12 protein-coding genes and 2 pseudogenes are annotated in these 12631 nt (G+C 70.0%); 8 read left to right on the top strand and 6 right to left on the bottom strand.

The genetic code is table 11. From position 1 onward, the window contains the following. The first annotated feature begins 107 nt into the window (after positions 1-107). From WS92_RS16930 to WS92_RS16925, 3 genes are read left to right on the top strand one after another with little or no spacing between them, the layout of a single operon-like run. A complete protein-coding gene (locus WS92_RS16930) occupies positions 108-2384 on the top strand; it encodes an FUSC family protein (protein WP_015601584.1) in 2277 nt (758 codons plus the stop codon). Then, positions 2381-2572, top strand: a complete 192-nt coding sequence (locus WS92_RS32435; RefSeq protein ID WP_075644861.1) for a rod shape-determining protein MreB — start codon at positions 2381-2383, stop codon at positions 2570-2572. The genes WS92_RS16930 and WS92_RS32435 overlap by 4 nt, the downstream gene beginning before the upstream one ends. Continuing rightward, positions 2569-3933, top strand: a complete 1365-nt coding sequence (locus WS92_RS16925; protein ID WP_059932750.1) for an amino acid permease — start codon at positions 2569-2571, stop codon at positions 3931-3933. The genes WS92_RS32435 and WS92_RS16925 overlap by 4 nt, the downstream gene beginning before the upstream one ends. 94 nt (positions 3934-4027) lie before the next feature. On the opposite strand, the gene WS92_RS16920 is transcribed toward WS92_RS16925, so the two are convergent. Then, positions 4028-4204 carry a hypothetical protein gene (locus tag WS92_RS16920; protein ID WP_006026257.1) on the bottom strand — a complete coding sequence of 59 codons (177 nt, stop codon included), beginning with the start codon at positions 4202-4204 and terminating at the stop codon, positions 4028-4030. Positions 4205-4477: 273 nt separating this feature from the next. Between WS92_RS16920 and WS92_RS16915 the strand changes: the two genes are divergently transcribed. The 3 genes from WS92_RS16915 to WS92_RS16905 are packed head-to-tail and all read left to right on the top strand — an operon-like array spanning position 4478 to position 7962. Next, positions 4478-5515, top strand: a complete 1038-nt coding sequence (locus WS92_RS16915) for a Fe(3+) ABC transporter substrate-binding protein (RefSeq protein ID WP_059932752.1) — start codon at positions 4478-4480, stop codon at positions 5513-5515. Further along, positions 5505-7181 carry an ABC transporter permease gene (locus tag WS92_RS16910; protein WP_059932754.1) on the top strand — a complete coding sequence of 559 codons (1677 nt, stop codon included), beginning with the start codon at positions 5505-5507 and terminating at the stop codon, positions 7179-7181. Before WS92_RS16915 ends, WS92_RS16910 begins: the two co-directional genes overlap by 11 nt. Before the next feature lie 10 nt (positions 7182-7191). Further along, positions 7192-7962 carry an ABC transporter ATP-binding protein gene (locus WS92_RS16905; RefSeq protein ID WP_059932788.1) on the top strand — a complete coding sequence of 257 codons (771 nt, stop codon included), beginning with the start codon at positions 7192-7194 and terminating at the stop codon, positions 7960-7962. A 41-nt stretch (positions 7963-8003) separates the two neighbouring features. On the opposite strand, the gene WS92_RS16900 is transcribed toward WS92_RS16905, so the two are convergent. Further along, positions 8004-8471, bottom strand: a complete 468-nt coding sequence (locus tag WS92_RS16900; RefSeq protein ID WP_009892050.1) for an Lrp/AsnC family transcriptional regulator — start codon at positions 8469-8471, stop codon at positions 8004-8006. A 144-nt stretch (positions 8472-8615) separates the two neighbouring features. Here WS92_RS16900 and WS92_RS16895 point away from each other — a divergent pair, with 144 nt between their 5' ends. Both WS92_RS16895 and WS92_RS16890 read left to right on the top strand, forming a co-directional pair. Continuing rightward, complete coding sequence (locus tag WS92_RS16895; RefSeq protein ID WP_059932756.1) at positions 8616-9245, top strand: cysteine dioxygenase family protein; 630 nt, start codon at positions 8616-8618, stop codon at positions 9243-9245. Positions 9246-9314: 69 nt separating this feature from the next. After that, a pseudogene (locus WS92_RS16890) lies at positions 9315-9722 on the top strand (NADPH-dependent FMN reductase); the annotation flags it as partial. A 102-nt stretch (positions 9723-9824) separates the two neighbouring features. Here WS92_RS16890 and WS92_RS16885 read toward each other — a convergent pair. From WS92_RS16885 to WS92_RS16870, 4 genes and pseudogenes are all read right to left on the bottom strand, one after another. Further along, positions 9825-10532 (bottom strand): annotated as a pseudogene (locus tag WS92_RS16885) (mechanosensitive ion channel family protein); the annotation flags it as partial. A 271-nt stretch (positions 10533-10803) separates the two neighbouring features. Continuing rightward, entirely contained in the window at positions 10804-11445 is a 642-nt protein-coding gene (locus WS92_RS16880) for an NAD(P)-dependent oxidoreductase (RefSeq protein ID WP_059932758.1), read from the bottom strand. A 138-nt stretch (positions 11446-11583) separates the two neighbouring features. Continuing rightward, positions 11584-12045, bottom strand: coding sequence for an Rrf2 family transcriptional regulator (locus WS92_RS16875; RefSeq protein WP_015601183.1), 462 nt, complete (start codon positions 12043-12045; stop codon positions 11584-11586). Between the two features lie 89 nt (positions 12046-12134). Beyond that, complete coding sequence (locus WS92_RS16870) at positions 12135-12590, bottom strand: BCAL1086 family glycoprotein (RefSeq protein WP_059932760.1); 456 nt, start codon at positions 12588-12590, stop codon at positions 12135-12137. Positions 12591-12631 lie beyond the last annotated feature (41 nt).

Raw genomic sequence — 12631 nt, 5'->3', positions numbered from 1 at the left:
CGCCGCACGCCCTGCCCCGAAACGCGGCTTTCGCGACGCGGAAATACGATAGACTCGTCGCCAACCAGAACACCCCGACGCCCCGTCGCCAGCTCACTCGCCCATCGATGCGCTATTCGGTCGAAATCAGGAAGTTTTTCTACAGCCAGTATTTCTTCGGCGGCCTACGGATCGCGCTCGGCGTGTCGCTGCCCGCCGTGCTGAGCCTCATCGTGCTGCACGACCGCGAGCTCGGCTTCACGATCGCCACGGGCGCGCTCGGCGCATGCGTCGTCGACATGCCGGGCCCGCTCAAGTACAAGCACAACGAAATGCTCGCGTGCAGCGTGATCGGCTTTTTCTCCGCGCTCGCCACCGGGCTCGCGACGCCGCACATCTTCGCGCTGTGGCTCACGATCGTGCCGCTCACGTTCGCGCTGTCGCTCATCGTCGTCTACGGCAACCGCTGGCCGCAGATCAGCTTCGCGACGCTGTTCATGATGGTGATGACGCTCGAGGAGAAATTCACGCCGCTGCAGGCGCTCGTCAACGCATCGTGGATTCTCGCGGGCGGGCTCTGGTACACGTACTGGGCGACGATCGTGTCGCGCTGGCAGGCGCGCCGCATCGAGCAGCAGGCGCTCGCCGAAAGCCTCTTCGCGTGCGCGTCGTACCTGCTCGCGCGCGCGGACTTCTACGATCTCGACGCGGACCTCGACGAGTGCTACCGCAATCTCGTCGCGAGGCAGATCACCGCGGTGGAGACGCAGGAAACCGCGCGCGACATCGTGCTGCGCAACCTGCCGAAGCTGCGCCGCGGCAAGCTCGACCCGGGCCGCACGATGATGTTCAACCTGTTCATCAACAGCGTCGACCTGCACGAGATGTTCGTCGGCGCGCACACCGATTACCCGCTCGTGCGCAGCACGTTCGGCGGCTCGGACCTGATGATCTTCTACCGCGACCTGATCCGCAAGGCGGCCGCCGATCTGGAGGAGATCGGCTTCGCCGTGCTCGAGAACCGGCTGCCGCATTCGCGGATCAGCGTGAAGGCCGAATTGCGCGCGATCGAATACGAGATCGAGCTGATGCGCAAGAAGCAGTTCGCGGCGACGAACCCGGAAGCGTACGCGGCCGTGCTCGCGACGTTCCGCCGGATCTGGAGCGCGACGCGCCTCATCGACAAGATGCGCCGCAACCTGTCGGGCAGCGCCGACGCGCAGCAGACCGAACTGAAGATCGACAAGGCGCTCACGCGCTTCCTGCAGAAGCGCCGGATGTCGCCGCTGCTCATCTTCTCGAACCTGAACATGGGGTCGCCGAGCTTCCGGCACGCGCTGCGCGTGACGATCGCGGTCGCGGTCGGCTTCTGGCTCGGGCGCCTGCTGCCGCTCACGAACGCGTACTGGATCGTGATGACGAGCATCATCATCCTGAAGCCCGGCTATTCGCTGACGAAGCAGCGCAACGTGCAGCGTATCGTCGGCACGCTGATCGGCTGCGCGGCGAGTCTCGCGCTGATCTACACGGTGCGCGAGCCGCACGTGCTGATCGCGTTCATGTTCGCGTCGATGGTGATGAGCTACAGCCTGCTGCTTTTCAACTACGCGGCGAGCGTCGTGTTCACGTCGTCGTACGTGCTGCTGCTCTTCCATCTGCTCGCGCCCGGCAACATGCGGATCATCGGCGAGCGCGCGATCGACACCGTCGTCGGCTGCATGATCGCGATCGCCGCGAGCCGGCTCTTCCCGTACTGGGAATACCGCGCGATCGGCAAGCTCGTCGCCGACGTGCTCGCGACGACGCGCAAGTACTTCGAGGCGACGTGGCGCGCGGGCCGCGGCAAGACGGCGGCCGCCGTGCCCGTGGCCGACGGCGCGGCGGCCGTGCCGGCGGTCGCGGCCGTCGTCGACGCGGCGGCCCCCGGCCTCGACGGCGACTATCAATACCGGCTCGCGCGCAAGAACGTGCACATCGCGTTCGCGAACCTCGGCCAGGCGTTCCAGCGGATGATGCTCGAGCCGAAGGCGCACCAGAAGTTCGTGCCGGAGTTGAACGACCTGCTCGTGCAGACCCACGTGCTCGGCGCGCAGATCACCGCCGCCGCGCCGCTGTTGCGCCACGCGTGCGAGCAGGCCAATCCGCCCGCGCTCGAGCGCGGGATGGCCGCCGTGCGCGAGCATCTGGAGCGGGCCGAGGCCGGCGCGCCGCCGCCGCCGAACCAGGCCGACGCAACCCGGCAACTGACGCGCGAGCTCGATTCGATGGTCGTCGACGCCGAACGCTCGGACGCGAGCGCCGATCTCACGCACGACCTGAAGGTGCTCGCGCACCAGTGCAAGCAGATGCTCGCGTCGTCGCTGCTGATCCGCAAGGACGCGAGCGTGATCCGGCTGCCCGAGTGAGTCGCCCGCGTCACCCTTTCCTTTCCACCGTTTCGCGCCGCGCACGTACTCAGGGATTCCCTGACTACTGCCCGCGCGCGTCGATTGGTATGATCCATTCCGCGCCAAGTTGTCTATACAACTTTTCGGGCGCGAGCGCCGGGCCTGCTCGTCCGGCCGACGACACCAATCATTCGGAGACACGATGAAGAACTTGCAGCGCCATCTGAGCGCGCGGCACATCCGCTTTCTCGCGCTCGGCTCGGCGATCGGCACGGGCCTCTTCTACGGCTCGGCGTCCGCGATCCGGCTGGCGGGCCCCGCCGTCATCCTCGCGTACATCGTCGGCGGCGCGGCCGTCTACATGGTGATGCGCGCGCTCGGCGAAATGGCGGTGCACGAGCCCGTGCCCGGCTCGTTCGGCCACTACGCGACCGAGAACCTCGGCCCGTTCGCGGGCTTCGTCACCGGCTGGACCTACACGCTCGAGATGGTGATCGTCGCGATCGCCGACATCACCGCGTTCGGCATCTACATGGGCTTCTGGTTTCCGGACGTCCCGCAGTGGATCTGGGTGCTCGCGATCGTCGCGATCATCTGCGGGCTCAACCTGTGCCACGTGAAGGTGTTCGGCGAGCTGGAGTTCTGGCTGTCGATCGTCAAGGTGGGCGCGATCGTCGCGATGATCGGCGGCGGCGCCGCGATCCTCTTCACCGGGATGACGCTCGGCAGCGGCGGCGCGCCGTCGCTCGCGAACCTGTGGTCGCACGGCGGCTTCTTGCCGAACGGCGTGGGCGGCCTTGTCGCGTCGCTGTCGGTCGTGATCTTCGCGTACGGCGGGATCGAGGTGATCGGCATGAGCGCGGGCGAGGCGAAGGAGCCCGAGCGCGTCATTCCGCGCGCGATCAACGCGGTGCCGATGCGCATCCTGCTCTTCTACGTGCTGACGATGGTCGTGCTGATGTCGATCTTTCCGTGGACGGGCGTCGGCGCGAACGGCAGCCCGTTCGTGCAGATCTTCTCGGCGCTCGGCGTGCGCTCCGCGGCCGAGATCCTGAACCTCGTCGTGATCAGCGCGGCGGTCTCCGCGATCAACAGCGACATCTTCGGCGCGGGCCGGATGATGTACGGAATGGCGCTGCAGGGCCAGGCGCCGCGCGCGCTCGCGGCGATGTCCGCGCGCGGCGTGCCGTGGGTCACGGTGCTCGTGATGGCGGGCGCGCTGCTCGGCGGCGTCGTGCTCAACTACCTGATGCCGAAGGACGTGTTCCTGATGGTCGCCGCGATCGCGACGTTCGCGACCGTGTGGGTCTGGCTGATGATCCTGCTGTCGCAGGTCGCGATGCGCCGCCGGCTCTCGGCGGCCGAGACCGCCGCGCTGAAATTCAAGGTGCCGTTCTGGCCGATCGGGCCGGCGCTCACGATCGCGTTCATGGCGTTCGTGATCGCGATGCTCGGCTACTTCGACGACACGCGCGTCGCGCTCTTCGTCGGCGCCGCGTGGCTCGCGATGCTCGCGCTCGTGTTCTACACGCGGGTCCGGCCGCGGCTCGCCGCCGTCGCGCGCTGACGCGGCAGACGGGCGCGGCATGCGCACGCCCCGGGAGCGCTGGCGCGCCGCTTGGGGGCGCCGGCGCGGCCGCGCCGCCCGCGTTCGCGCGCGATCAGCCGTGCGCGGACGCGGCGCTCGCCGACGACGACGCGTGCGGATGCGCTTCGTCGTATTCGTGCTTCTGCGAAATCGCGTTGTACAGGATCGTGCCGATCACGAGCGCGATGACCACGACGATCAGAATCGCCACGCCGAATACCGGATTCTTCTTGCTGCGGGGATCGTTCATCGCCTGTTGCGCTCCGTCAAAAATTCGTCAAGCCGGCATTCTACGCGCAACCGCATCGCCATCGCGGCGCGCGGCGCGCCGCCTGCGCCCGGTGCCCGTCGCCCGATTCATCAGTCATTTTGCGAGCGATTCGCATTTGCGAATCATTCCCGAATCGTTCTCATTTCGCATTACAATTCAATTCTTTCGTTTTGTAATGTTCGCTCCGTGATGGCCGCGCGGCCTGCCTGACGGAGCGGCCCGCCCACCGCACGTCTTTCGCCGGAGCCCTCCATGTTCGTCAAGCAAGCCCGCCCGCTGCTGCGCGCGCTCGCGTTCGCGCTCGCCGTCGCCGCCCCCGCCGCGCACGCGGCGAACGAAGTCAACCTGTACACGACCCGCGAGCCCAAGCTGATCCAGCCGCTCGTCGACGCGTTCACGAAGCAAAGCGGCATCGCCGTCCACACGGTGTTCGTCAAGGACGGCCTGCTGGAGCGCGTGAAGGCGGAAGGCGCGCGCTCGCCCGCCGACGTGCTGATGACGGTCGACATCGGCAACCTGCTCGACCTCGTCGACGGCGGGCTCACGCAAGCCGTGCGCTCGGCGTCGCTCGACGGCGCGATCCCCGCGAACCTGCGCGGCGCGGCCGGCGACTGGTACGCACTGTCGCTGCGCGACCGCGTGCTGTACGTCGACAAGAACCTGAAGCTCGACGCGATCACGTACGAGTCGCTCGCCGATCCGGCATGGAAAGGCAAGGTCTGCATCCGCTCCGGCCAGCATCCGTACAACACCGCGCTCGTCGCCGCGATGATCGCGCACGACGGCGAAGCGGCGACCGAGCGGTGGCTGCGCGGCGTGAAGGCAAATCTCGCGCGCAAGGCGACGGGCGGCGACCGCGACGTCGCGCGCGACATCCTCGGCGGCATCTGCGACGTCGGGCTCGCGAACGCGTACTACGTCGGCCACATGAAGCACGCGGCGCCCGGCACCGATGCGCGCCAGTGGGGCGACGCGATCAAGGTCGTGCGCCCGACGTTCGCGAACGCGAAGAGCGGCGGCACGCACGTGAACGTGAGCGGCGCGGCCGTCGCGAAGCACGCGCCGAACAGGGACAACGCGGTGAAGCTGCTCGAATACCTCGCGTCGCCGCCCGCGCAGGCGCTGTACGCGCAGGCGAACTACGAATATCCGGTGCGCGCGGGCGTCACGCTCGATCCGGTGATCGCCGCCTTCGGGCCGCTCAAGGTCGATCCGCTGCCGCTCGCCGAGATCGCGAAGTACCGCAAGCGCGCAAGCCAGCTCATCGACAAGGTCGGCTTTGACAACTGACGTCGACGCGCCGCTCGCGCGCCGCCCGCGCCTTTTGCGCGTCGCCGCGCGCGGCTGGCTCGCGGGCGCGGTGGCGATCGCCGCCGTCGTCGGCACGCCGCTCGCCTCGCTCGCGTGCGCGGCGCTCGGCGCCGACCTGTCGCACTGGCGGCATCTGACCGCATTCGTGCTGCCGCAAGCGGCCGCGAACACGCTCGCGCTGCTCGCGGGCGTCGGCGCGATCGTCACGTGCGTCGGCACGGGCGCCGCCTGGCTCGTCACCGCCTACGACTTCCCCGGACGCCGCACGCTCGCGTGGGCGCTGCTGTTGCCGCTCGCGGTGCCGTCGTACATCGTCGCGTTCGCGTATCTCGACCTGCTGCACCCGATCGGGCCCGTGCAGTCCGCGCTGCGCTGGGCGCTCGGCTTCGACAGCCCGCGCGAATTCCGCCTGCCCGATCTGCGCTCGCTGCCGGGCGCGATCGTCGTGCTCGGCTTCGTGCTGTATCCGTATGTTTATCTGTGCACACGCGCGATGTTCGTCACGCAATCGGCGAGCCTCGTCGAAGCCGCGCGCACGCTCGGCGCGGGCCGCATCGAAACCTTCTTTCGCGTCGTATTGCCGCTCGCGCGGCCGGCGATCGCGGTCGGCGCGAGCCTCGCGCTCCTCGAAACGCTGAACGACGTCGGCGCGTCCGAATTCCTCGGCGTGCAGACGCTCACCGTGTCCGTCTACACGACATGGGTCACGCGCTCGGACCTCGCGAGCGCCGCGCAGATCGCGCTCGCGATGCTCGCGATCGTGCTCGGCGCGCTCGCGCTCGAACGCTACGGCCGCCGCCGCGAGCGCTATGCGCACGGCCGCCGGATGCGCGCGATCGAGCCGCGGCGGCTGCGCGGCGCGGCCGCCGCCGGCGCGGCGGCGCTCGGCTGGCTGCCCGTCGCCGTCGGCTTCGGCGCGCCCGCCGCGTATCTCGTCCACGAAACCGCGAAGCGCCTGCACCTCGTCGGCGGCGTATCGGCCCAGTTGCTCGCGAGCCTCGCGAACACGCTCGCCGTCGCGCTCGCCGCAACCGTCGTCACGCTCGGGGGCGGCATCGTCGTCGCGTGGGCAACGCGCCGCGCGCGCGACAGCGCGCGGTTCCAGCCGAGCCGCGTCTACGCGCGGCTCGCGAGCATCGGCTACGCGGTGCCGGGCACCGTGCTCGCGATCGGCCTGCTCGCACCGCTCGCGCTCGCCGATCGCGCGATCGCCGCCGCGCTCGAGCGCGACGCGCTCGTGCTGATGGGCTCGGCCGCCGCGCTCGTGATCGCGTATGCGATCCGCTTCCTCGCGATTCCCGCGGGCAGCGTCGAGGCCGGTCTCGCGCGCATTCCGGCGTCGCTCGAGCAGGCGTCGCGCACGCTCGGCGAATCGGCCGGCATGACGCTCTGGCGCGTGCACCTGCCGCTGCTGCGCCCGGCGCTCGGCGCGAGCGCGCTGCTCGTGTTCGTCGATGCGATGAAGGAGCTGCCCGCGACGCTGCTGCTGCGCCCGCTCAACTTCGACACGCTCGCGACCTGGCTCTACGCGGAAGCCGCGCGCGGCACCTACGAGGAAGGCGCGGTCGCGGCGCTCGCGATCGTCGTCGCGGGCCTCGTGCCCGTGATCGTGCTTGCGCGCACCCAACTGAAATCCGGATCCTGACATGCCCGCCATGCTGCTCGAACTGAACGCCGTCACGCTCGCCTACGACACGCCGCGCGGCCGGCGCACGATCGTCGATCGACTGAACCTCGCGCTCGAGCGCGGCGCGATCGGCTGCCTGCTCGGCGCGTCCGGCTGCGGCAAGACGACGGTGCTGCGCGCGATCGCGGGCTTCGAGCCGGTGCGCGCGGGCGAGATCGTGCTCGCGGGCGCCGCGCTCGCGAGCCGCGACGCCGACGTGCCGCCCGAGAAGCGCCGCGTCGGGATGATGTTTCAGGACTACGCGCTGTTTCCGCACTTGTCTGCGCAGCAGAACGTCGAATTCGGGCTGCGCCGCACGCCGAAGACGTCGCGCCGCGCGCGCGCCGCGCAGATGCTCGAGCTCGTCGGCCTGGCCGACGCGGCGAACGCGTACCCGCACGAGTTGTCCGGCGGCCAGCAGCAGCGGATCGCGCTCGCCCGCGCGCTCGCGCCGTCGCCGGAGCTGCTGCTGCTCGACGAGCCGTTCTCGAATCTCGACGTCGACACCCGCGAGCGGCTCGCGTTCGAAGTGCGCGACATCCTGAAGGCGGCGGGCCACACGGCGCTCTTCGTCACGCACAACCAGGCGGAAGCGTTCGCGCTCGCGGACCGCATCGGCGTGATCGACGACGGCCGGCTCGCGCAATGGGATACGCCGTACAACCTCTATCACCGCCCGGCGAACGCGTTCGTCGCGGATTTCGTGCGGCGCGACGCGCTCGCCGACGAGCGCCGGCGCGCGCTCGAGCGCGGGCGCTGAGCCCCGCGCGCCGGGCGCAGCGCGCCGCCCGCCCGGTTCGATCAGCCCGCGCCGCCGTCGCGCACCGGCAGCGCGGTCGAATACTTGATCTGCTCCATCGCGAACGACGAGCTCACGTCGAAGAGCGGCACCGAGCGGATCAGCTTCTTGTAGATGCGGTCGTAGTCGTCGATGTCGGCGACGACTACGCGCAGCAGATAATCCGTCTCCCCGCTCATCCGGTAGACCTCGACGACTTCCGGCATGTCGCGCACCACCTGCGTGAAGCGTGCCGCCCACTCCTCGGTGTGCTGGTTCGTGCGCACGGCGACGAACACCGTCGTCCCCACGCCGAGCTTGCGCGGGTCGCACAGCGCGACCTGCGCGCGAATCGCGCCCGTCTCCTTGAGCCGCTGAATCCGCTTCCAGCACGGCGTCTGCGACAGATTCACCCGCTGCGCGAGCTCGGCGATCGGCAGCGTCGCGTCCTCCTGCAGCAGTTCGAGCAACTTACGATCGATCGCGTCCATTTCCCCAGTCCCTAGCGAATAGAAAATTATTCTATTCATTATCCGCATGAGGGAACAATATGGAATCCGTTTCTCCAGGTCGACCGGTATAAATACGTACCGACCCGCGCAAGTCGCCGCGGGCAATGGACGACCGAGTCAACGATGAATCACGCCGCCTCCTCCCCCCCGCATGCACCGGATACGCATCCGAAGCCGCGCGAGCGCGCCGCGCCGGCGCCGACGCCGATCGCGCGTTTTTGCGCGCGGCTCGACGCCGCATTCGACGCGCTCGCCAACGAAGCCGCGCCGTCGCGGCATCCGGCGTTCGCGCGCGAACTGCGCGCCGCGCTCGCCGAAGCCGCCGCGGCGCCCGACCTCCTCACGCCCGCCCAGCGCGAGAGCGGCGCGGAGGGCTATCGCCGCCACCTGCTCGCCGCCGATCCGGCCGGCCGCTATGCGGTCGTGTCGCTCGTCTGGGAGCCGGGCCAATGGAGCCCGGTGCACGGCCATCATGCTTGGTGCGGCTACGCGGTGCTCGAAGGCGGGCTCACCGAGATCGTCTACCGCTGGAGCGACGCGGCCTGCTGCGCGATCGACGCGCGCAAGCGCGCGCGGCCGACGGGCGCGGTGTCGTATGTGCGCGCGGGGCGCGAGGCGATCCACCGGCTCGGGCATGCGGGCGCGAAGCCCGACGCGCCCGCGATCTCGCTGCACGTGTACGGCGTCGCCGGCAAGCAGGTGGCGACGCACGTGAACGACGTCGTCGCGGTCGACGCCGGCGCGTATGCGTGACGAGCCCGCGCTTGCCGGCGCTCGCGCGAGCACTGCGGCGGCGCGCCCCACGCGGCGCCGCGCCGCCTGATAGACTCCGGCGCGTCCTTCACGAAGCGATCCCCCAGCCCCACGGCGCACACCATCGACATCCTGGCCATCTCGGGCAGCCTGCGCGCTGCGTCGACCAACACCGCCCTGCTGCCAGCGGCCGCCGCGCTGGCGCCCGTCGGCATGCGCGTCGCGCTGTTCCAGCGGCTCGGCGAATTCCCGCTGTTCAATCCGGATGTCGAGCATCCGATGCCGGAACCGGTCCAGGCGTTTCGCGACCGGCTGAACGCGGCCGCCGGCGTGCTGATCGCGAGTCCCGAGTATGCGCACGGCGTGACGGGCGTGATGAAGAGCACGCTCGACTGGATCGTCGGCTGCGAAGCGATGGTGTACAAGCCGGTTGCGGTGTTCAACGCGTCGGCGCGCGCGGCGCACGCGGACGCGGCGCGCTAATTCCGCGCCGCGGCGCGCGAGCGTGCTCGAACAGGCCCGAGCCCGGCTTCGCCGCGCACGCGCGGGCGGGGCGGCGAACCGGGCACAGCATGCGCGTCACGCGCCTTGCGCGCCCCGCTTGCCCGCCGCATCCGCGCGGACATCGGCATGCGGTCCGACGCGGCCGTCGCCCGCTTCGGCACTCGTCTCGGCGCGCCCGGCCCGCCCTTCGCCGCCGCGCGTCGCGTCACCGACAGCCGCGACGCCGCCCGCCGCCGTCGTATAGACATGCATTCGCGGCAACGGAATCTCGATCCCGGCATCGTCCATGCGCTGCTTGATCCGCGCATTGAACGCGCGCATCACCGTCGATTGCTGCTGCGGGCGCGTGCGGATCTGCCCCTTGACGACCATCCAGTTCGGCTCGAAGCGATCGAGCCCCCAGACCTCGACTCCGCCGAGCATCGACCGGCGCACCGCGGCGTCGCTCCACAGATCCGCGCCCGCGTCGCGCACGATCCGCAGCACACGGTCGAGATCCGCGGAGAACGGCGCGCGCACTTCGAACACCGCGTAGCCGTAGTCGCGCGACAGGTTCTTGACGATCTTGATCTGCGAGAACGGAATCGAATGGAGCGCGCCCTGCCCGTCGCGCAGCCGCACGGTGCGGATCGTCAGATGCTCGACGGCGCCCGCGTGGCCGCCGTCGACATCGATCCAGTCACCGACCGAGATCGTGTCCTCGACGATAATGAAAAGCCCGGTGATCAGATCGGACACGAGCGACTGCGCGCCGAAGCCGACCGCGAGCCCGATCACGCCCGCGCTCGCCGGCGACGGCGCTGCCGCCGCCGCGCCCGACGCCGGCGCGGCGGCGTCCGACGCGGCGGCGGGCGCGATCAGCTTCTGGAACGCGGCAAGGCCCGGATTGGCCGCGGCCCGCGCGGCGTGCGGCGCAACGGCGAGGGCGAAGCCGGCGAGAACGATCGCCAGCGCGGCGCCGCGAGCGAAGAGCAGGCGAGGCGAAATCGGCATGCGATCGTACAAGTGGTGACGACGATCGCCAGTGTAGCCCCAACGGGCGCCCGCGCCGCGATCAGTAAGCGGCCGTCGCGATCTGCCGGACGAAGCGGTTCTGCTCGATCTCGTCGACGAACGCGATCGCATAGTCCTCGGCCGAGATCTTGCTGTTGCCTTGCGCATCGACGATCAGCCTGCCCGCGCCGGTGCGGAACCGGCCGGTGCGCTCGCCGGGCGCGATCAGCGCGGCGGGCGAGAAGAACGTCCAGTCGAGGTCCTGCACGGTCGACAGGTAGTCGTACGCGTCGCGGTGCGCGAGCGCGACGGCCCTGTACGCGTCCGGAAAGCCCTCGGTATCGACGAGCTGCCTGCCGGGCGCCACTTCGAGCGTGCCCGCGCCGCCCACGACGACGACGCGCGTCACGCCCGCCTTGCGCGCCCCGTCGACGAGCGCCTTCGCGACCGCGACGACCTTCGACGCATCCTCCTGCTTCGGCCCGTAGGCGCTCGCGACGACGTCCTGGCCTTCGAGCGCGGCGGCGATGCTCGCCGGATCGAACAGGTCGGCCGCTTCCGCGGCAACGTTCTCGGCGCTCGCCGCCGGATTGCGCGACAGCGCCGTCACCCGATGGCCGCGGCGCGCCGCTTCGGCCGCGATCCGCGAGCCGATCATGCCGGTTGCGCCGAACAGGGCGATGTTCAAAGTACGTTGCGTCATGTCGATTCTCCTGGTTGGCGAATATGTAACTCAAATAATTACATATTCATTCGAAAAAAGAGGGATCCACGATCCCCATCATAGTCAACTCGACCCGGCAGCGGCGCGATCACGCCGCGCGCCGGCGGCCGAATGCGCTCAACCGCTCGCCTGTTGCCCCCGGCCCGGCTGCCCGGACGCTTCCGAGCGCAGCACGTCGGCCGTCACGTCGGCGAGCGTGCGCGTAGCGAGCGACGCCTCCATCGCTCGCTGCGCGTCGCCGATGTAGCCGGTCAGCACGCCCTGGATGTGCCGCCCGACGAGGCACGCCGGATTCGGCGCCTCGCGGTGCAGCGCGAACAGTTGCGCATCGTCGACCGCGCGGCAGACGTCGAGCAGCGTGATGCGCGACGGCTCGCGCGCCAGCAGCGCGCCGCCGCCCGCGCCGAGCTGCGACGTCGTGAGCCCCGCCGCCGCCAGCATCGACAACAGACGGCGAATCAGCGCCGGGTTCGTGTTCACGCTGCCCGCGATCATGTCCGACGACAGCGGCACACCTTCCTGCAACGACAACAGCGCGAGCACGTGGACGGCAAATGCGAACCGGCTGCTCGTATTCATGATTCACCTGCGGCGGCATGCATTCGCACCCCGCCTTGACGACAATATGTAACCATCATAATTACATTTAGGCGGACAGGCAAGTGGATTTATTGACTCGCCGCGGCGCCACTCGCGGCGGACGCGCCCGACGCGCCGAGCGCGGCCGTCTGGCTCCACTGCTGCAGCTTGCGGCCGGCCGCCTCGAGGCTCGTGCCGGCCGCGGCGGCCGCCTGCCCGAGCACGGCGGACGCAGCGCCCTGCGCGGCGGCCGACACCGAGCTCGCCGTGACGAGCGGCACGGCGGACGCCGCCGATGCGACGCCCTGCTTCGCCGCCTGGATCTGCTGATTGACGAAGCTCGCGACCTGATCGAGCTGCCGAGTCGTCTGCTGGGCCGCGTGGGCGGCGGCGCTTGCCGCGTTGTCGGGCGGCGCGCTCGCCTCCTCCGGCTTCTTGCAGCCGGCAAGCGCGGCGGCGACGGCGGCCGCGAGCGCGACGGCGCGCAGCCGGCGGCGGCCGGCGCGGGAGAGATTGGCGGTTGCGTGGGCGATCTCGATCGTCATGGCGAATGGCGCGGCAAAGCGGCTCCGAGTGGCGAAAGGGC

It is taken from the genome of Burkholderia sp. MSMB1588 (assembly GCF_001546925.1).
GTDB lineage: Bacteria > Pseudomonadota > Gammaproteobacteria > Burkholderiales > Burkholderiaceae > Burkholderia > Burkholderia humptydooensis.
Note: the sequence above shows the minus strand (reverse complement) of the source record. Positions and strands in the feature narration are given on the sequence as shown.